15 protein-coding genes and 19 tRNA genes are annotated in these 18528 nt (G+C 68.9%); 9 read left to right on the forward strand and 25 right to left on the reverse strand.

Annotated elements, in window-relative coordinates:
- The first annotated feature begins 128 nt into the window (after positions 1–128).
- Positions 129–956 carry an SAM-dependent methyltransferase gene (locus tag IW248_RS16185; protein WP_196927686.1) on the forward strand — a complete coding sequence of 276 codons (828 nt, stop codon included), beginning with the start codon at positions 129–131 and terminating at the stop codon, positions 954–956.
- 89 nt (positions 957–1045) lie between these two features.
- Here the strand turns inward: IW248_RS16185 and IW248_RS16190 are convergent, their stop codons facing one another.
- Positions 1046–1453, reverse strand: coding sequence for a nitroreductase family deazaflavin-dependent oxidoreductase (locus tag IW248_RS16190; protein ID WP_196927687.1), 408 nt, complete (start codon positions 1451–1453; stop codon positions 1046–1048).
- A gap of 289 nt (positions 1454–1742) precedes the next feature.
- On the opposite strand from IW248_RS16190, the gene IW248_RS16195 reads away from it, so the two are divergent.
- Positions 1743–2525, forward strand: a complete 783-nt coding sequence (locus IW248_RS16195; RefSeq protein ID WP_231396328.1) for a hypothetical protein — start codon at positions 1743–1745, stop codon at positions 2523–2525.
- A gap of 396 nt (positions 2526–2921) precedes the next feature.
- On the opposite strand, the gene IW248_RS16200 is transcribed toward IW248_RS16195, so the two are convergent.
- Positions 2922–3224, reverse strand: a complete 303-nt coding sequence (locus tag IW248_RS16200; RefSeq protein WP_196927688.1) for a hypothetical protein — start codon at positions 3222–3224, stop codon at positions 2922–2924.
- A 179-nt stretch (positions 3225–3403) separates the two neighbouring features.
- On the opposite strand from IW248_RS16200, the gene IW248_RS16205 reads away from it, so the two are divergent.
- The gene (locus tag IW248_RS16205; RefSeq protein ID WP_196927689.1) at positions 3404–3964 is read left to right on the forward strand and encodes a hypothetical protein; all 561 of its coding nucleotides are present in this window, start codon (positions 3404–3406) and stop codon (positions 3962–3964) included.
- A 69-nt stretch (positions 3965–4033) separates the two neighbouring features.
- Positions 4034–4468: a hypothetical protein gene (locus tag IW248_RS16210; protein WP_196927690.1), complete on the forward strand. Its 435-nt coding sequence runs from the start codon at positions 4034–4036 to the stop codon at positions 4466–4468.
- Positions 4469–4530: 62 nt separating this feature from the next.
- On the opposite strand, the gene IW248_RS16215 is transcribed toward IW248_RS16210, so the two are convergent.
- The 21 genes from IW248_RS16215 to IW248_RS16310 all read right to left on the reverse strand — a co-directional run bounded on the left by IW248_RS16215 (position 4531) and on the right by IW248_RS16310 (position 7120).
- Positions 4531–4601: transfer RNA gene (locus tag IW248_RS16215), tRNA-Cys, on the reverse strand.
- A gap of 9 nt (positions 4602–4610) precedes the next feature.
- Positions 4611–4683 (reverse strand) — tRNA-Arg (locus tag IW248_RS16220).
- Positions 4684–4688: 5 nt separating this feature from the next.
- Positions 4689–4772, reverse strand: a tRNA-Tyr gene (locus IW248_RS16225).
- A 1-nt stretch (position 4773) separates the two neighbouring features.
- Positions 4774–4848, reverse strand: a tRNA-His gene (locus tag IW248_RS16230).
- Between the two features lie 20 nt (positions 4849–4868).
- Positions 4869–4940, reverse strand: a tRNA-Val gene (locus IW248_RS16235).
- Positions 4941–4945: 5 nt separating this feature from the next.
- Positions 4946–5032 (reverse strand) — tRNA-Ser (locus IW248_RS16240).
- A 4-nt stretch (positions 5033–5036) separates the two neighbouring features.
- Positions 5037–5110, reverse strand: a tRNA-Asn gene (locus tag IW248_RS16245).
- A 1-nt stretch (position 5111) separates the two neighbouring features.
- Positions 5112–5185: transfer RNA gene (locus IW248_RS16250), tRNA-Glu, on the reverse strand.
- A gap of 52 nt (positions 5186–5237) precedes the next feature.
- Positions 5238–5310: transfer RNA gene (locus IW248_RS16255), tRNA-Arg, on the reverse strand.
- A 1-nt stretch (position 5311) separates the two neighbouring features.
- Positions 5312–5388 (reverse strand) — tRNA-Ile (locus tag IW248_RS16260).
- Between the two features lies 1 nt (position 5389).
- Positions 5390–5480 (reverse strand) — tRNA-Ser (locus tag IW248_RS16265).
- 1 nt (position 5481) lies between these two features.
- Positions 5482–5557, reverse strand: a tRNA-Asp gene (locus IW248_RS16270).
- A 101-nt stretch (positions 5558–5658) separates the two neighbouring features.
- Positions 5659–5741 (reverse strand) — tRNA-Leu (locus tag IW248_RS16275).
- 1 nt (position 5742) lies between these two features.
- A tRNA-Met gene (locus IW248_RS16280) sits at positions 5743–5817 on the reverse strand.
- 80 nt (positions 5818–5897) lie between these two features.
- Positions 5898–5970, reverse strand: a tRNA-Gly gene (locus IW248_RS16285).
- Positions 5971–5987: 17 nt separating this feature from the next.
- Positions 5988–6061, reverse strand: a tRNA-Glu gene (locus IW248_RS16290).
- A gap of 93 nt (positions 6062–6154) precedes the next feature.
- Positions 6155–6227, reverse strand: a tRNA-Ala gene (locus IW248_RS16295).
- A 1-nt stretch (position 6228) separates the two neighbouring features.
- Positions 6229–6304: transfer RNA gene (locus IW248_RS16300), tRNA-Pro, on the reverse strand.
- 108 nt (positions 6305–6412) lie between these two features.
- A tRNA-Trp gene (locus IW248_RS16305) sits at positions 6413–6485 on the reverse strand.
- A 73-nt stretch (positions 6486–6558) separates the two neighbouring features.
- Positions 6559–6690, reverse strand: a complete 132-nt coding sequence (locus IW248_RS33540) for a hypothetical protein (protein WP_269155274.1) — start codon at positions 6688–6690, stop codon at positions 6559–6561.
- Between the two features lie 244 nt (positions 6691–6934).
- Positions 6935–7120 (reverse strand): 2-thiouracil desulfurase family protein, encoded by a 186-nt coding sequence (locus IW248_RS16310; protein WP_231396329.1) that lies wholly within the window; start codon positions 7118–7120, stop codon positions 6935–6937.
- 110 nt (positions 7121–7230) lie between these two features.
- On the opposite strand from IW248_RS16310, the gene IW248_RS16315 reads away from it, so the two are divergent.
- Positions 7231–9507, forward strand: a complete 2277-nt coding sequence (locus tag IW248_RS16315) for a glycoside hydrolase family 44 protein (RefSeq protein ID WP_231396330.1) — start codon at positions 7231–7233, stop codon at positions 9505–9507.
- A 105-nt stretch (positions 9508–9612) separates the two neighbouring features.
- Here IW248_RS16315 and IW248_RS16320 read toward each other — a convergent pair whose 3' ends face one another.
- Complete coding sequence (locus IW248_RS16320) at positions 9613–10530, reverse strand: NAD(P)-dependent oxidoreductase (protein ID WP_307787992.1); 918 nt, start codon at positions 10528–10530, stop codon at positions 9613–9615.
- Between the two features lie 85 nt (positions 10531–10615).
- On the opposite strand from IW248_RS16320, the gene IW248_RS16325 reads away from it, so the two are divergent.
- From IW248_RS16325 to IW248_RS16340, 4 genes are all read left to right on the forward strand, one after another.
- The gene (locus IW248_RS16325) at positions 10616–10996 is read left to right on the forward strand and encodes a winged helix-turn-helix transcriptional regulator (RefSeq protein ID WP_196927692.1); all 381 of its coding nucleotides are present in this window, start codon (positions 10616–10618) and stop codon (positions 10994–10996) included.
- Positions 10997–11159: 163 nt separating this feature from the next.
- Entirely contained in the window at positions 11160–11996 is an 837-nt protein-coding gene (locus IW248_RS16330) for a CPBP family intramembrane glutamic endopeptidase (protein ID WP_196927693.1), read from the forward strand.
- Positions 11993–13150 carry a sensor histidine kinase gene (locus IW248_RS16335; protein ID WP_196927694.1) on the forward strand — a complete coding sequence of 386 codons (1158 nt, stop codon included), beginning with the start codon at positions 11993–11995 and terminating at the stop codon, positions 13148–13150. Before IW248_RS16330 ends, IW248_RS16335 begins: the two co-directional genes overlap by 4 nt.
- Positions 13147–13806: a response regulator gene (locus tag IW248_RS16340; RefSeq protein ID WP_124816521.1), complete on the forward strand. Its 660-nt coding sequence runs from the start codon at positions 13147–13149 to the stop codon at positions 13804–13806. Before IW248_RS16335 ends, IW248_RS16340 begins: the two co-directional genes overlap by 4 nt.
- Positions 13807–13840: 34 nt before the next feature.
- Here the strand turns inward: IW248_RS16340 and IW248_RS16345 are convergent, their stop codons facing one another.
- Complete coding sequence (locus IW248_RS16345) at positions 13841–18373, reverse strand: Hsp70 family protein (protein WP_196927695.1); 4533 nt, start codon at positions 18371–18373, stop codon at positions 13841–13843.
- Between the last annotated feature and the right edge of the window lie 155 nt (positions 18374–18528).

The raw sequence follows: 18528 nt of genomic DNA on the forward strand, positions 1-18528 counted from the left end.
CGGGATGGCATCGCTGGGAGCGATACCAGTGGGGCAAAATTCAGCCCTTCCGATCGCTACACTCGCCGCAACGCCGGCACCGCCCGCAGACCTCAGCCTGCGCCAATCCCCATCGAATGGAGACGCCTGTGACCCGCGACAAGGCGGCACCCCCCGGCATCGACCCCAACATTCCCAGCGTGGCCCGGGTCTATGACTTCTTCCTGGGCGGCAAGGACAACTTCGAGGTCGACCGAAAGGTCGCCGAGCACGCCCTGCGGATCACACCGGACGGGCCGGCGGCCGGCCAGGCCAACCGGGCCTTTCTGCGTCGAGTGATTCGCTACCTCGTCAGCGAGGCGGGCATCGACCAGTTCCTCGACATCGGATCGGGGTTGCCCACCCAGGGCAACGTGCACGAGGTCGCCACCGAGCAGAACCCAAAGGCTCAAGTGGTGTACGTGGACAATGATCCGATCGTCCTGGCACACGGACGGGCCCTGCTCGCCGCTGAGGGCACCGCGACGGTGATCCAGGCGGACATCCGGGAGCCGCAGGAAATCCTCAACCATCCGGACGTACGTCGCTTCCTCGACTTCGACCGGCCGATCGGGCTGTTGCTCTTCGCGATCCTGCACCACCTCGGTGACGACGAGGACCCGAAGGCGGTGGCGGCGGCGTTGATCGACCAGCTGCCCGCCGGCAGCTACGTGGCGATCTCGCACTTCCGCGACCCGGGCGAGCGAGACCCCGAGGGCTCCCGCAAGGCCCACGAGGTCGAACGGATCTTCAACGAGTCGCTGGGCACCGGCCGCTGGCGTACCGACGAGGAGATCCTCTCGTTCACCGAAGGGCTGACGCTGCTGGAGCCGGGGCTGGTGCCGCTGGCCGAGTGGCGCCCGGAGTCGGACGCACCGGCCACTGTGCAGACCGACACCTATCACACCTTCGTCGGGCTCCTCGCCCGCAAACCGTAGGCGCCGTCTTGCGTTGAGGTCCGTCGGCGGGAGGATGCCCGCCGACGGATCCACGCATCAGATTTGAACTGGGGCTGTGCCGTCTCTGCCTACGGCGCAGGTGCCAGTACGACGACTGGGATCTGGCGGGTGGTCTTCCGCTCGTAGTCGGCGAAGCCTGGATACGCGGCCTTCTGCGCGCTCCAGATCCGTTCCCGTTCGTCGCCGGCGGCAACTCTGGCGACCAACTCGACCTTGTCCGTGCCGATCTCCGCGTGGACCTTCGGGTTGGAGAGCAGGTTGTAGTACCAGTCGGGATTGCTGGGCGCACCACCCTTTGACGCGAACACGGCATAGCCGCCGTCCACCTTCTGGTACATCATCGGGCTCACGCGAGACTGGCCGCTCTTGGCACCGACCGTGTGCAACAGCAGCAGCGGGGCGCCAGCGAACTGACCGCCGACCTGCCCACCGTTGGCACGAAACTCAGCGATTATCTTGTCGTTAAAGTCGCTCATTCTTCTCCTCGCCCTGCGCTCCAGCTCCGTCGACAAGATTCTGACAGTCCCAGGCGTCCACTGCTTGCTTGCGCGGGCTGAACCACTGATGCTCGCGACCGGGAGTCGACGTCGGAGATGCCGAACGGCCTGCCTGCCGTCGACTTCTTCTGCGCCCTGTGTCGTCCCACCAACCAGGACCACCCGCCAGCAGTACACCTAGCGCCTGGGCACAGGCATTGCTTCGGCACCGGGCAGCCACCGGGGGCAAAGAACACTACGCTACGGCCTCAATGGAGGCGGGGGATCAATGATTGTGGGTGAGCGAATGCGCCGCGGTCCGCTCATCGCGGGCGTGCTGGTGTTGGCGGGCCTTGCCGGCTGCGTGGAACAGCCTGTCCAGCCGGCACCGCCGACGCCGTCGGTGAACGCCACGCGCTCGACTCTGCCGAACGAGCCGCAGGCCCTGATGGCGACTATTGGAGGGCTGGTCGAGCAGACCGGTGTCGGGCACGACATCCGGCAGGGCGAGATCGAGGCCGGCGAGGCGTGGTACGAACCCTGCGACTTGCTCATCGCCGATCCCGACCGGGCAAAGGGCGCCGGGTTGCAGCTTGACGCAGTGTGGGCCGCTGGCCTTGAGGTCAACCCCGTGCCGTCTTTCCAGAACATCCAGCCCCCGATGACCGTGTTGAACGTCCGGGTGTTTCATCTGCCCGACGCGTCTGCGGCCGTCGCCGGCGCAACTAGGGCGCGAGCCGCCCGCTGCCCGAGCGACGAGTTCCGCCTCAACATCGGCCAGGCGACCGCACGGTGGGGGTCACGCGCGGTGACCATCGCCTCGACGAGTGCACGGCTAACCACGGCGACGGTAAAACGAGTAGACCCGGCAATCGACGCGGGGGTGGACTACCTGCCCGGCGATGCCCGGCTGGTCTTCGCGCACGGACCACTGCTGATCAGCATCGAGGTGCTCACGCTGTGGCCCCGCAAGCAGAATTCCGCTGCCGAGATCACCGCCGCGGCTCAGGCGAAGGCAATGAGCCTGGCGGCGGCGATCGTGAAGACCCTTCCAACGTCGAGCGAGAACTGACGCCGCACGTCACGATGAGGCCGTGGTGGGAATGCGGCGCGTGCACCACGGGCAGGCCCTGGCCTGCCAACAACACCGGCCCGAGGGGTCGCAGGCAGATTCGCGCCGGCGACGACCCTGACCTCCTCGGCCTGCAATCGGGCGTCGTTCCAGGAGGCCAATTCCTGAGCGCAACCCTGCGTGGTCCCCAGCCCGCCGCCTATGCCCTGCTCACCCCAACTTTTCAACAGTTGGGAGGCTCCGGAGACCGAGACGACACTCGCCCCAGCATCGAGTACTACCGCCGCAACGATCGGATCGACCTTCTGATGCCCCTACGAGGCACAACCTGAATCGTCCGGCCGCCACGGCAGACCCCTCTGTCCACTGCACAACTGATGATCGTCTAGCGGTTTGTCAACCTGCTCGGCGTGACCGTTCCTGGATCAAGCGCAAGAAGATGCGCCCTGCAAGCACCACGATCACGACCAGGGCTGGAATGGCCAGAAGAGTCCAACGTCCACCGAGCAGGTTGGCGGTCCCGAGCAGGGCGAACGCGAGACCCTCCCACAGCAACTCGCGCCCGCTGAGAAGGTCTCTGCGAGGCGGCTGCTGGCCCTGCCGCCTTTCGGCCCGCAGACCCCGAACAGCTTGCAGCGTGAACACCACGCCAAATCCGAGGCAGACCGGGCCCGCCAGAAAGTCCAGCAAGTTCGGCACGGTTCCTCCTGGAGGCGTGCTCGGCTGCCAGGGGGGAGCGCCGAGCGACGGACCGATCTTGTCATCACTCTCGACTCCCCGCTGGTCGAGCACTCCAGCGCGGCCTTCCTGCCTCGCTGTCCGGCCATCGACCGTCGCGGTGGTGTCGCTGCCGGCAGCACCGCAGCTAGCATCCGTGGATGGAGTGGCTAGCAGCAGTGCTCTCGTTCGTTGGCGGTCTGATCGCGGCAGCGCTCGGGGCCTACGCCGTCACGAAAACGAACAAGCAGTTGATGGCAGCTGATATCCGCGCCCGCTGGGACGCTGCGCTGTTCGAACACAGCGAGACCTTTGCTGCCTCGACGCGCGCCCTTCGCCATCATGCTGAACGGTTCGACCGCAGTGAGGACAAAGAGGAGCGCCGAGAGGCACTCGACGAGGCGCACCAAGGAATGCGACTGGCTTGCGAGCAACTCCGGCTTCTGGGAAGCCCTCGGGTCCAAATAGCGGCCCGGACCGTCATCCATCACGCGTACGCCGTGCGAGTCCAAGGGGAGGAGGGGCGAGACCCACGAGCCGGCAAAGGTCCGTCCAAGCCGCCCATCGGCAGACTCAATGATGCTCTGCAGGAGTTTTACCGCGCGGTGCGGGAGCAGTTGAGGGCAGACGACCCCGAGGCGGTCATCCACGATGATGATCTCGACGTGATCGAACACGGGCTCCAACCGTTGACGTGGTCCAACCGCTCCCAGTCAGCCTGATCCCTCGCCAACGAAACTTGAGTACGTCGACTCATGCCCGGCCGAGTTGAGCCATCCACGCTGGACCGCATGACGTCTGGCGTGGTCGGCACAGGTCGACGGGGTGTCCCGATCGTAGGACTCCTGGTCCTGCTCTGGGTCTGCGGACTGATCGCGGCGGCCGCCTGGTGGGTGGGCATCGGCCTGGAGCAGTGGAGCGTCAGCTACGGCGACCAGCCCGGCGAGTTCGAGGACCTCAAACGTCGGGCGAGCGTGGCCCTTCTGGTCGCCGCGTTGGTGGCGACCGCCGGGCCTGCCGTCATCGCGTTCGTCGCGTACCAACTGCGGCGGGTACGCACCGCAGTCGTCTTCCTGGTGCTGACCGTCGTGATCGCCATGCCCGCCGTACCGCTCGCCGCCTCCGCAGGGCGGGACCTAAATCCGGCGCCGGCAGCGACGACGCCCGGACCACCGGAGCACTGCGTGGAACACAGCGGCGGTGACACCCGCTGCCCGGGCGGCTGACCGAACGGCTCCGTCGGACCGGCGTGCCATGATGAGCGCATCTCCGCAGTGGATGGCAGTCGCGGCCGTGACCGCGATCGAACCGGCGTACGCGGTTTTGCAGACCGCTCCCTGACCACTCGCGCGCACAACCAGGCGAACGCGCCCGCGGAGGGAATCGAACCCCCGACACCCAGCTCCGGAAGCTGGTGCTCTATCCCCTGAGCTACGCGGGCATGCGTGGGAGTGGAGAGATTCGAACTCCCTGAGCGCGAACGCACCGGGGTTACAGCCCGGCCCACCTCACCATCGGTGGCGCACTCCCGTGGGGTGACTGGAGGGTGCTGACCCCTCGTCCTCCGGTGCCACAAACCGGCGCTCTACCGCTGAGCTACAGCCACAACTTCGGCCTGACGGCCAGTGCCCGCGGAAGGTGTCGAACCTCCGACCCCCTGGGTGTGGACCAGGTGCTCTCCCGTTGAGCTACGCGGGCGTGCGCGGAAGGGGTGGGATTCGAACCCACGAGGAGACTTCCGCCCCCTACACCGTTTCCAACGGTGTCCCCGTGACCGCCGGGACCCCTCCATTGCTCCGACGACTGGACTCGAACCAGTACCTGTACGGATTAACAGTCCGCTGCCCTACCGATTGGGCGACGCCGGAATGGTCGCGCGTGCGGGACTCGAACCCGCTTCACCAGCTTGAAGGGCTAGGGGCCTACCCATAACCGAACGCGCGTCTGCGTGCCCCGAGCTGGTCTCGAACCCCCAAGGCCTTGCGGCCCTGTCCGCGCCCCCGGCGCGATTCGAACGCGCGACCCCCAGATCCGTAATCTGGTGCTCTATCCGCTGAGCCACGGGGGCATGGTGTCGTCGGAGGGAGTTGAACCCACGATCTCTGCGTCATCAGCGCAGTGCCTTAACCAGCTTGGCCACGACGACATGGCGGAGAGGGAGGGATTCGAACCCTCGGCGGTGTTACCCCGCTCCGCGTTAGCAACGCGGTGCCATCGGCCGGACTAGGCGACCTCTCCATGGCGCTGACGGCGGGACTCGAACCCGCGACCGCCTCGCTGACAACGAGGTGCTCAAGCCGCTGAGCTACGCCAGCATGTGACCGGCCTGCGGCCGGTGAGTGGAAGCGGGCGGCGTCGAGCCGACCCTCCCCGGGATGCCCCAGGGCGACGGCTCCACTCCGCCGTCGGCCTTGCGTGCGCTCGGGGGGAGTCGAACCCCCACGCCTTCGGCACACGGGTCTGAGCCGTGCGTGTCTACCTGAGTTCCACCACGAGCGCGTGGTGCCGACGCCCGGTGTCGATCCGGATGCCTTCCGGTTATGAGCCGGATGCTCTGCCGTTGAGCTACGTCGGCATGAAGAGCCAGCGGGGCGACTCGAACGCCCAACCTCGCCCTTACGAGGGGCGCGCACCACCAGTCGTGCTGCGCCGTTGAGCGGTCGGCGGGCACCGACCCCGCTTCTTCGGTTTGGAAGACCGACGTGTCCGCCAAGTTCACCACGACCGCATGGCATTTTGCTTGCGTAGGCCGTACGGGGCTCGAACCCGTAACCTCCTGGCTGAGAACCAGGTGAGCTGCCAGCTTGCTCCAACGGCCCCTGGGCCCGGCGGGGATCGCGGTCACGCGCCCACGGTCGCCGCCGTTGCGCCCTTCCATGCGCTATTGGTTGCGCAAGGAGGGCATGAATGCGTGGAGAAGAAGGGATTCGAACCCTCGACCTCCGGTCTGCCGAACCGGCGCTCTCCCAACTGAGCTACGACCCCATGGTCCGGGACCGGGGTGTCGAACCCCGTGTCTCTCGCTCCCAAAGCGAGCGGGTCAGCCGTCTCCCTCGTCCCGGAGGTAGTGCCCCCGGCCGGCCGATGCAGGCGCCGGCCGGGGTTTCGCTTATGCCATCCACTGTGGAGTTGAGAATCTTCGACGCCGCCAGCCGCAGCCGGGACGAAAGCAGGGGCGGCAGGACTCGAACCTGCAACCGTCGGTTTTGGAGGCCGGTGCTCTACCAGTTGAGCTACGCCCCTACGGAGTTGTTCCAGTAACGAGAAAGCCGCCCTATCCCGGTCGGGTTGGGCGGCTTCGCAGCTTGCGCTGGCGCTATTCGCGCCGCCACCCCGGCTTCCAGTTTTGCTCACTCGCGCACAGATCGTGCGCTCGCCCGATCGAGGGCAGCACGACACCGCCGCGCGGCATGAACCGCGTGGTTTCGGTGTTGGCGTACTGCATCACGGGGAACTCCTTGGGTTGGTCGGAACGGCCTTGCTCATTCAAGGTAGGCGCTGCGGCAATCGCCTGGCAATCGATATTCCGAGCTACCTTCATCCTCGTGACCGGTGCCGCTCATGGTGGAGAGAAGGCAGGCGTCCGGCCGACAGCACCGGCGGCCTCCGCGTACGGCGACGCACGTACGGGCGCAGTTCTGCGTTGAGAACCACGACCGCGCGTGCGGCCTGTGAACAGAGGGGCCGACCCGTCAGCGGCTTCGGCGTTCCAGTTCTGCGAGGGCTGCCGCTGCCTGTTCCAGTTGATGGTGCGGGAACACTGGGATGCCGTGATGATGTAGCGCCTCGGCGGCTACGCCGCGCCCGGGCATGGTGACTCCGCTGAAGGTTCCGTCGTAGACGTAGCTGCTGCCGCAGGTCGGGCTGCCGTCGACCATGGGCAGGACGGCACGCGGCGACCCTCGGCCCGGTCCTGTGTCGTTGACTCGGAGCCAGGAAAGCGCAACGCTGTGGAAGCGCTCCCATCGTCGAGCTTCTATCGAGAGGAATGCTCGTGCGTCCCACCACAGCTCTACTCCCGGTCGTGCTCGCCACGGCCCTCGGTGGTCTGGCCCTGCCGCAGCCCGCCCTGGCCGCGGCCGGCCCGGCGCTGACCGTGGACACCACGGCCGCCCGCCACCAGATCAGCCCGTACGTCTACGGCATGAACTTCGCCGACCAGGCCCTCGCCCGCGACCTGCGGCTGCCGGTGCACCGCTACGGCGGCAACGCCACCACCCGCTACAACTTCCGTGCCGACACCACCAACCGCGCGTCGGACTGGTTCTTCGAGAACATCCCCAATGACAACCCGAGTCCGGAAGAGCTCCCGGAGGGCTCGGAGACCGACAAGTTCGTGCAGCAGAACAAGGCCACCGGCGCCGCCACGGTCATGACGATTCCGATGCTCGGCTGGATCGCCAAGGACCGGTCGCGGGCGTGTGGCTTCAGTGTCGCCAAGTACGGCCCGCAGCAGTCCACCGACACCTGGGCACCGGACTGCGGCAACGGCATAAAGCCGGACGGGTCACCGGTCACCGGCAACGATCCGGAGGACACCAGCGTCGCCGTCGGTCCGGAGTACGCCACCGACTTCGTCAACCACCTCAAGGGGCAGTTCGGCGCCGCCGCCGACGGTGGGGTCCAGTTCTACAACCTGGACAACGAGCCGGACCTGTGGCACGCCACCCACCGCGACGTCCGCCCGACCGGGTTGGGCTACGACGAGCTACGCGACCGCACCTACGAGTACGCCGCCGCGATCAAGGCCGCCGACCCCGGCGCGAAGACGCTCGGTCCCGTCGGCTGGGGCCTGAACTCGATCATCTATTCGGGTCTCGACCAGGACACCTGCTCGCGCACCGGCTGCTGGTCGAACCCGCCGGACAAGGCCGCGCACGGCGGCCAGGACCTCGGCCCGTGGTACCTGGACCGGATGCGCGAGTACGAGCAGCAGCACGGCACACGCATCCTCGACTACTTCGACGTCCACCTCTACCCGCAGCAGTCCGGCGTGTTGGGTGAGGCCGCCGGCGACGCCAACACCCAGGCGCTGCGACTGCGCTCGACCCGCCAGCTCTGGGACCCGACCTACGTGGACGAGAGCTGGATCAACAGTCCGGTCCGGTACATCCCGCGCCTGCGCGAGCTGGTCGACCAGCACTACCCGGGCACGAAGATCGCGATGACCGAGTACAACTGGGGCGCCTTCGGGTCGCTCAACGGCGCGCTCGCGCAGGCTGACGTCCTCGGCATCTTCGGCCGCGAGGGGCTCGACCTGGCCACCCTCTGGACCGCACCCACGGCCGACCAGCCGGTGGCCAACGCCTTCCGCGTCTACCGCAACTACGACGGCAAGGGCGGCGCGTTCGGCGAGACCTCCGTCCAGGCGACCAGCGCCGACCAGGGCCGGCTGGCCGTGTACGCCGCCGAGCGGAGCACCGACAAGGCACTCACAGTGGTCGTGGTCAACAAGACCGGCGACGACCTGACCAGCCCGGTTGCCCTCACCGGCGCCTCCGCCAGCACCGCTCAGGTCTACCGGTACAGCGGGGCGGACCTCGCCGGTGTGGTCCGGGAGGCCGACCTGCCGGTGACCGCCGCCGGCCTCACGGCCACCTTCCCGGCCAACTCGATCACCCACCTGGTGCTGCCGCGCGGCACCACGCCCGGCGACACCCAGGCGCCGACCGCCCCGGGCAAGCCGACCGCCGGCACGATCACCGGCGACAGCGTCGCGCTGGCCTGGACGCCGTCCACCGACGACACCGCCGTCACCGGCTACGACGTCCACCGGGTCGACACCACCGGCACCGTGAAGGTGGGTAATGCCACCGGCACCACGTACACCGTGACCGGGCTGACGCCGGACACTCCGTACACCTTCGTGGTGACCGCCCGCGACGCGGCGGGCAACGTCTCGGCGGCCTCGCCCGGCCTGACCGTGCGGACCGCGCCCACCGCCCCGACCGTCGGCTGCACGGTCGGCTACACGGCGAACAGTTGGCCGGGCGGCTTCACCGCGTCCGTGACGATCAAGAACACCGGCACCACAGCGATCGACGGCTGGAAACTCGCCTTCGACTTCCCCACCGCCGGCCAGAAGGTCGACCAGGGGTGGTCGGCCACCTGGAAACAGAACGGAACGAGCGTCACCGCGGACAGCATGAGTTGGAACGGCAGACTCGCCCCCGGCGCGTCCACCAGCACTGGCTTCAACGGCACGTGGAGCGGCACCAATCCGGCACCGACCGCCTTCAACCTCAACGGTCAACGCTGCGGGTGACCTGAGAGACCCCTGCTCCGTGCCACACCGGCGGAGCAGGGCGGAGGGGTCCGGGGCGCAACGGCACCCCGGCCCTCTCGCTCTCGAGCGGCCCGGTCCCGCAAGTCAGCTGGTGAGACGACGCCGCTTGTCCCGTGGCTCGCGGATGCTGTCGATGATGCGGGTCCAGTTGTCGCCGCCGTGCCCATTCTCGATCGCCTGCCGATAATGTGCTCGCACGGCCAGGGGAAGCGCGAGGTCGAGGCCCAGTGTCGTGCTGGTCTCGACGATGTGGTCGGCGGTCGCGCCCATCATGGTGACCGTGCTGAGCTCGCCGGGGTGTTCTCCGGCGTCCAGCGCGGCGCCGGGGGTTTCCTCGCCGGCGCGGAGGATGGCGCCGATCGACTCGGCCGAGGCGAGCAGCTCCGGCAGTGCCTCCGCGGCCTTCATTCCCGTGGCGCCCAGCATCGCGGTGGCGTGCATCAACGCGGACAGAGTGCCGAGGAATACCGCGAGCTGGGCTTGGTACATCAGCTGGGCGAGACCCGGGTCCTCGCCCAGGTGTTTCGGCTCGCCGATCTGGGCCAGCGCCTCTCGGCTGCCGTCCAGCACCTCGCCGGGGCCGCTGTAGTAGACGTACGCCGCGTCCGTGCCGACCATCGGCGCTGAGGCCATGACGCCACCGGTGAGGAAGGCCGCGTCGTGGGCCGCCGCCCAGGATGCCGCCTCGCGGCTGCGGTCGGGCGTGTCGGAACTCAGGTTGACCAACGTCCGGCCGGCGAGAGACTCGGTGGTCGGGCCGAGGATGTCGTACATCGCTTGGTAGTCGGTGAGGCTGAGGATGACGAGGCTGCTCGCCTCGAGCGCCTCGGCGGGTGTCGCCGCGAGCGTCGCGCCGTCGGCGACGACGCCCTCGGCCCGGCCGGTGGTGCGGTTCCAGACCGTGACGGGGTGCCCGGCGGCGAGGAGGGTGCGGGTGATCGCCTGGCCCATCGGGCCGAGCCCGATCACTGTGACGGCGCGGTTGTGCTGCTGGTTGCTCACCCCGCCATGCTCGGTGACACGGCACTATTCTCGTAAGTACCCACTAAGTTCTGCGGTACTTACCTTTCAGTAAGGGGGATCGGCGATGGCCAAGGCACCCCGACGCGGGCCTTACATCTGCGGCATCGACGCAGCGCTCGACGTGGTGAGTGGCAAGTGGAAGGGCCTGATCCTCTGGGAACTCGAGGCCCATGGCGTACGCCGTTTCGCGCAGCTGCGCCGGGGTCTGCCCGGAGTGAGCGAGAAGATGCTGACTCAGCATCTGCGCGAGCTCGAGGAGGACGGCCTGGTGCACCGGAAGGTCCACGCCGAGGTGCCACCGCGGGTGGAATACTCCTTGACCGAACACGGGCGCACGCTCAACCAGGCGCTCGGGCCGCTCGGCGCCTGGGGCAGCGAGCGGATCCGTCGCGAGGCCGCCGAGATGGTCGACGCGACTTCGGAAGACCACCCGGCCCTGCGCTGACCAAGGGGACCTGTCCGACCGGGTGTCCGGACTCCGGAGGGGGTCTTGTCCCCCGTGCGAGCTACCCGCAAGTGTCCACTGCACGGTGACGATTGTGGCGGCGGAAAACCATAGGTTTCTTCGTGTCCGCGGCGCTCTGGTCGCGGTCTGCGAAGGAGTCATCATGCGATTCGTCAAACAGCTTCTCGCCGTCGCCGCCGTCGCCCTAGTCGGCGGGTTGGGCGTCGCCGCCGTCGAGGGCAGCTTCTTCCTCACCTTGGTGATCGGCGCTGTGACGGCGGTGCTGGGCGTGCTCGTCTACCGGTGGGTCGTGCGGCGCACCGAGCGCCGTGAGCCGACCGAACTCGGCCTGGACGGCTGGGGCGCAAGGCTGGGCCGCGGGACGCTCCTCGGCTTCGCCATGTTCGCGGCCGTCATCGCCAACATCGCTTTCCTCGGCGGTTACCACGTCGAGGGCTGGGGTTCGGCGACGGGAGCGCTGGGTCTGCTCGGGTTCATGGCGGCCGCCGCCGTCACCGAGGAGCTGCTGTTCCGGGGGGTGCTGTTCCGCATCATCGAGGAACGTACGGGCACCTGGATCGCTCTCGCCCTGACCGGCGTGATGTTCGGCGCCATCCACCTGGCGAACCCGGACGCCACCCTGTGGGGGGCGACAGCGATCGCCATCGAGGCCGGGTTCATGCTGGCCGCCTGCTACGCCGCCACCCGGAACCTGTGGGTCCCGATCGGCCTGCACTTCGGCTGGAACCTCGCCGCCGGCGGCATCTTCAGCGTCGTGGTCTCGGGCAACGGCGAGTCGAAGGGGCTGCTCGATGCGTCGACGTCGGGGCCGGTCGCCCTGAGCGGTGGCGACTTCGGGCCGGAGGGCAGCCTGTACGCGGTGCTGGCCGGCGTGGTGCTGACCGTGGTGTTCCTGTGGCTGGCCAAGCGCCGCGGGCACATCATCCCGCGCCGCCGTCGCACGGCGCAGGCTCCGGCGACCGCTACAGTCACCCAGTGATCAGGCTCCGGAGGCTCCCGGATCTGTGGCGGCAGTGGCCGATCACGCTCCGGGATCTCCCGTTCGCCCTGGCCCTGGCCCTCGCGGCGGTGGTCCCGGCCCTGGAGCGGCAGGGTACGCAGCTCGGCAACCTCCCGGACCGCCCGTACGACGCGCTGACCATCGGTGTCGTCGCCCTGGAGTGCCTGCCGCTGGCCGTACGGCGTCGGTGGCCGGCCGTCTGCCTCGCGCTGGTTTCGCTCGGCTTCGTGATCGACCAGCTCCGCGGCTACCACACCATCGCGGGTACGGGACTGGCCATCGCGCTCATCAGCGCCGGCGCCCACCTGGAACGGCGCCGGTGGGCCGTCGCGGGTCTCGCCTCGGCGGCGTACGTGCCCCTGGCGATCTCCCTCGACCGGCTCGGATCGAGTGAGGGCGTCGCGGGGTTCACCACCTTCTACCTGCTGCTGGCGCTCGCATGGGGCATCGGGGCGTGGCTGCGCCAGAACCGGGCCGCCGAGGCGGAACACCGCCGCCATGTCGAGGAGGTCACCCGTACTGCGGAGCGCACACGCATCGCCCGGGAGCTGCACGACGTCGTCACCCACCACGTGACGGCCATGGTCGTGCAGGCCGAGGCGGCGCGGTACCTGACGGGCGCCCCGGACAAGCTGAACCAGACCCTGACCGCGATCACCGACACCGGCCGCAGGGCCGTCGGCGACCTACGGCAACTGCTCGACCTACTCAACCCCGATCACAGCACAGGCGATCCGCGTACGCCCTCCGTCGGCGACCTGGACGCCCTCGTCGACCATTCTCGGCAGGCCGGGCAGCCTGTCGAGTTCGTCCGGGAGGGCACCCCGGCGGCGGCCACCGGCAGCGCCGAGGTGGTGGCGTACCGGGTGGTGCAGGAGGCGCTGACGAACGCGCTGAAGTACGCGCACGGCAGCCGGACCAGGGTTCGCGTACACCATGGGGAAGGGGAGACGACCGTGGAGATCAGCACCGACGGCTCCGGATCCGACAGCGCGTCCCCGGGCGGCAGCGGTCGCGGCCTCGCCGGGCTCCGCGAGCGGGTCACCGCCCTCGGTGGCGACTTCAGCGCGGGCGCGCGGGCTGGCGACGGCTTCCTCGTGCGGGCCCGGATCCCGGCGGGAAACCCGTCGTGACCGCGCCGGTCCGGGTGCTGGTCTGCGACGATCAGGAGCTGATCCGCACCGGATTCGCGACGATCATCGACGCCCAGCCCGACATGACGATCGTCGGCGAGTGCGGCGACGGGCGCGCGGCGGTCGACCTGGCCGTTCGGCTCCGGCCGGACGTGGTGGTGATGGACATCCGGATGCCGGTGCTCGACGGCATCGAGGCGACCCGCCTGCTGGCCGGCGCCGCGGTCCCCGTGCCGGTGAAGGTCCTCGTGGTGACGACGTTCAACCTCGACGAGTACGTCTACGAGGCGCTGCGCGCGGGCGCCAGCGGCTTCCTGCTCAAGGACGCCCCACCGGCGCAGCTGCTCCACGGCATCCGCACGGTAGCGACAGGCGCCGCGCTGCTGGCCCCGGAGGTGACCCGGCAGCTGGTGGGCAGGTACGCGGCCCGCATCCGCCCGGCCGAGGGTGGCCCGGACGGCGGCGCGCTGACCCGGCGCGAGCTGGAGGTGCTCCGGCTCATCGCGGAGGGCCTCTCCAACAGCGAGATCGCCGCCGCCCTGGTGATCAGCCAGGAGACGGTCAAGACGTACGTGTCCCGCATCCTCACCAAGCTCGACCTGCGCGACCGGGTGCAGGCCGTGGTGTACGCGTACCGCCGGGGCCTGGTGACCTGAGCGGCCCGCTACCTCCTCAGTGTGCTTTTGTCCCCTATCGTTCATCGCGAACGAGGCGGAGCGTGTCCGCCGTGATGATTGTGGCCTGGCCGGGGAACCGCCGGGTGGCGACGATGATGCCGACGATCTCGTCGAGGTCGTTGCGCACCGGCCGCCCGGTGAACGATCCATCGATGCCGTCGAGGCTGGCCTGGATCGTGGCGGGGCGTTCGCCGTTCATCGAGGTGAACTGCTCGACGAGCGCGGGCGTCCAGATGTACCGGCCGGCCGCCGTGACCGGCACCTCGACCGAGTCGCCGACCCGGACCAGCGCGCTGTATCCGAGCCGTGGAGCCGGGACCGGCAGCGGCGTGCTCACTCGAACGACGAGCAGTTGATCGCTGCTGGGGTCTGGGCTGGCGTGGCCGGTGACCGTGAGGCTGCCGGCAACTGACACCGTGACCGGACCGCCGGTGGGAAGCCACTCGCGACTGGTCACCACGCGGTCGCTGTCCAGCAGCAGCCCGCCGACGGTCGTGGATCCGCTGGAGGTCGAGGAGGACACGGTGACGGCCGGCGCGAAGTCGCTGGCGCGGCTGCGCTGCGGGTCCGCCGAGCGGAGCTCGGCCACCGCGGCACTGTACGCGGTCAGGTCTCGGACCTCGGCCAGGGCGTGCCGGCGGCGTTCCTGGTCGACCGGCTCCACGATGTCGAATCGCTGGGCGGCGGTGAGGGCGCCGCGGTAGTCGCCGTTGGCATAGCGCTCGCGGAACAGGTGCACCGGTTCCTGGGCGACGTCGACCTGGGTCAGGAGAACAAACCACGTGGTCAGCCGCTCCTTGAGAGATGTCATATGGGTGGCCGCCGCTCGCAGCGCCCGCTCGCGCCGTTTCAGCTCGGCCACCTCGGCGTCCAGGTTGGGTCCAGGCATCCGGTCGGCCGCGCGGCGGCCGTGCGCCCGAGCTTCGGCCAGCCGATCCGACGCGGTCCGGACCGACGTGGCGGTCTCCGCGGCGGCGATGCGTACGTCCCGCAGTGCCCGAGCCGTTTCGGCGTCGAGTCGTGCGTCGGCGGCCAGGTCGAGGCTGTCCAGCCGCCGTTGCAGCTGGGCCCGGAGCTGGTCGACACTGAGGCCGTCGGTGTCGATCAGCAGGTCGACCAGTCGCCGGTGCGCCTCCCGCAGCTCGTTCGTCTGCTCCCGTTGCTTGGCGCTCAATTCGAGTCGCTTGCGCATTCGCTCGGTGTCGCCGGGTGACAGCAGGGTCGTGTCGGTGATGCGGATGCCCTGCTGTCTTCCGTTGTCGATGTTCCTGGCGGTCACTGTCAGCACGCAGCTCTGGTCGATCTCGAAGGCGACTTCGATCTGGGGTCGCCCGCGTGGAGCCGGCGGGATGCCGTCGAGGTGGAACTGCCCGAGCAGGAAGTCTCCGTGCAACTGTCCGTTGTAGACCTCTACCCGGACGCTCTGCTGCCGGTCGTGGTGGGTGGTGAAAATGTTGGTGCGCTTGAGCGGGATGGTCGTGTTGGCCCTGACAAGTTCGGTGTACTGGTGCTGGTCGTCGGCATCGGTGGTCTTGATGCCCAGGGAGAACGGCGTCACGTCCAGCAGTAGCGTGTCCTTGAGCATCCCGGCGAGAACCGCGGCCTGCAGTGCCGCCCCCTGCGCGACAGCGGTGCGCGGCTCGGCGACCGGGGTCGGGCGCAGTCCACCGAAAGCGTCCTGGATGCGGGCCCGCACCAGTGGCGAATGCGCGGGACCACCGATGAGCACGAGGTGGTCGACCTTTTCCGTCGGCCGGGCCCGAGCGCACACCTGCCGCAGCTGCTGCAGTAACTCAGAGATGACTGACTCCATCTCGTGCACGGTCAACCGCACGGTGACATCGTGGCCGTTGAACGCGTACAGGGTGAGGTCCGCCTCGGTGCGCGTGGAGAGTTGCTTCTTGAGGTCCTCGGCGGCGACCTCGAGCCGGTGCCGGGCCTCGGGCGTCGCCGGTACGGTCTCGCCGGACCGCCGAAGCTGCGCGGCCAGCGCCGCAGCGATCTTCACGTCGAAATCGCGGCTGCCCAGCTTTGTCTCGCCCGACAGGCTCTGTACGTCGTAGAAGCGGTCCTCCACCTCGAGCAGGCTGATGTCGAGGGTTCCCGCGCCGAAGTCCACGATCACCACGCGGCCGCTGAGCTGACGCCGCTCGAAAGTGGCCGCGATGCAGGCGGCCGTGGGCTCGTGGATGAGCTGGACCAGCTCGACACCAGCGATGACGCACGCGTCGCGGGTGGCGTTCTTCGCCATCATCGGGTAATACGCCGGGATCGTCACGAGGACCTTCGACCGCTCGACCCGGACCGGATGCTCCCGCAGCGCGACGTCGAGCCATTCCTCCTCGACGCCGCCCAGGGCGTCCCGGGCGTAGGTGGCGAGCTGCTCGCGCACCTCACCGGCCAGCATCGCCTCGACGATCATCCGGCCGTGTCGGACCAGGCGAGCGGCGACCTCCTCGGGCCGATAGCTCTCCGACGGACCGACGGCGTACTGCTTCGCCGTACCCATGTCGCGTTTGGTGTTGCTGAAGATCGCCTGCAACCGGTTGACGGTGAGTTCGTCGCCCCGCAGGCCGACCAGCTCGCGCCCCTCATGATCGATGCAGAGCGTGGACGGGAAGCCGGCGTCGTGGCGCCACCGGCACAGTACGGGTATGCCGCGATCGCCGTCGTAGATAGCCACCATGCAGGTGCTGGTGCCCAGGTCGAGCCCCCAGGTCGGGGCGAAGCGCCTGTTGACCGCGTCTACCGCCTCGGCCGTCCACGCCTGTGCCCGTTCCTCGAATGCCACCCGGTTGCGGTCGGTGACCCGCCGGATGGCCTCGTCGACCTCGTATCGCAGGGCGACGCCGACGTTTCCCTCGCTGCGGAGCTGCCGCAGTTCCCGCAGCGCGGCGGCGTTGCCGCCGCGCTGCGTGAGCGCCTTCAGGCAGAACCGCACCAGCCCGTCGACGCTGAGCTCGCGCATCGCCGCGACGAATGACGGCTCCTCGATCGCGCGGTCCTGATGCACCTCCAGAAGGCAGGAAACGGCCTGCTTGTAGTCCTTCGCGGTGAGGTAGTTCTCGGCCGCGGCCGGCCAGTTCCCGGCCCGGCGGTAGTCCTCCGCCGCGGCGAAGTGGTCACCGCCGGCGGCACGGGCCTCGGCACGCTGGTTCAGGCTTTCGCGGCTGTCGTCGTTACGCAGGACGCGCACCGCCTCGCCGTACATCCCGGCGCGCTGGAAGAGGCGGTTCGCGCTGAGAAGATGCCCGCCGTCCTCCGCCCGGCAGGCGGCCGCCGTGAAGTTGCCGGCGGCCTCCTCGAACCGGTACCAGTCGCGGTAGACGCCGGGCCGGTCCAGCTCGGCGGTCCGGCGTACCCGATCACCGAAGCTCTGCCTGGCCTCGACCACCAGCGCCTCGCGGACCCGGGCCACCTCGTTGCGCGCCTCGCCCAGGTGGTCGACCCCGGCCAGGCGCTCCCCCACCAACTCGACCAGCTCGGCCGCGGCGCCGTACTCGTGGCGATCGGCCCGCGCCTGAACGCCGGCGAGACACGGCCGCACCAGCGCGGCCAGCATCTCGTCCGCGCCGGCCGGGCAGACCCGTAACGCAGCCACATACCGGTCCAGGGCGTCGTCGCGACGATCGTCCATTTCCAGCAGCTGACCGGCGTGCCTCTGTAGGCGGCAGAGCCCAGCACCATCATGGAACCGTTTCGCCACGGCGACGCCCGCATCGACGACCTCGATGTCCGTGCTCGTCAGGCAGCCGGCGACGACCGCTTCACCCTGAGCCGGAGTTCTCGCCAGGAGCGCCGCCTTACCCAGCAGTCCGCGGAACATCGCAATCTCGAACGAACCGAACTCGCGCTCGGGCGGCAACCGGTCGAAGAACATCCGCCACCACTCGGAATGGCAGCGCAACTCGCGCGCGACCTCGTCGTCCGGCAACCGGTCAAGCAGATCGGCGAGGCCGCTACCAGCCTTTCTCTCGAGCGTGTCGTCACCGAGTCGACCGGCCAGCTCGACGAGGCTCACCAGGACGCCGACGTCGGAACGGACCAGGTCGTTCAGGCGCCGGGCACGCGCCCCGAACGCCCTCCGCAGGTCGTCGTCGGATGGTCGAAGACGCTCGTCCGTCACCCAGCCGCGGGCCGCGGCGGGGTCGTGCCGCAGCGCCAGGAGCATCGCCCTCCTGAACTGGTTGGCCCGCTTGGCCCGGGACCTGTCCGACGCCGACACGGCAACCTGCTGTCCGAGATCGGACTGGTCGGGCACACGGTGCAACGCGCTCGCAGCCCGCCGGAGCCGGCGCGGGCCGCCGACAAGCCAGTCCAGAAAGGCGTCGGTGAACGATTGGTTCGCGGCACGAAAGACTGTGTTGTCGCGACGAGCCTGCACCCGGTCCGCGACCATCAGGATCGTCGCCAGAGCGAACGCGCCCACGCTGGACACCTGGTCGAGGATGCCGAGAACATCGCCCCCGATCGCCACGGCACCGAGGACGACGGACAGCAGCAGCACGACGATGATCAGAAGTCGTCGCCCTGAAGTCTGCACCATCCGGACATCATCGCGGAAAGCAACCGCGTCGTCACTCGCCCAACCGGTCGCGACCCTCCCACATGCCGCAAAGCCCGTTACCGACCATCCGCCAACGCAGCAGTCGGAATGGACTACGCCATCTGGCCGAACATGCCTCCGTAGCATGTTCCGCC

The organism is Micromonospora ureilytica (assembly GCF_015751765.1).
GTDB lineage: Bacteria > Actinomycetota > Actinomycetes > Mycobacteriales > Micromonosporaceae > Micromonospora > Micromonospora ureilytica.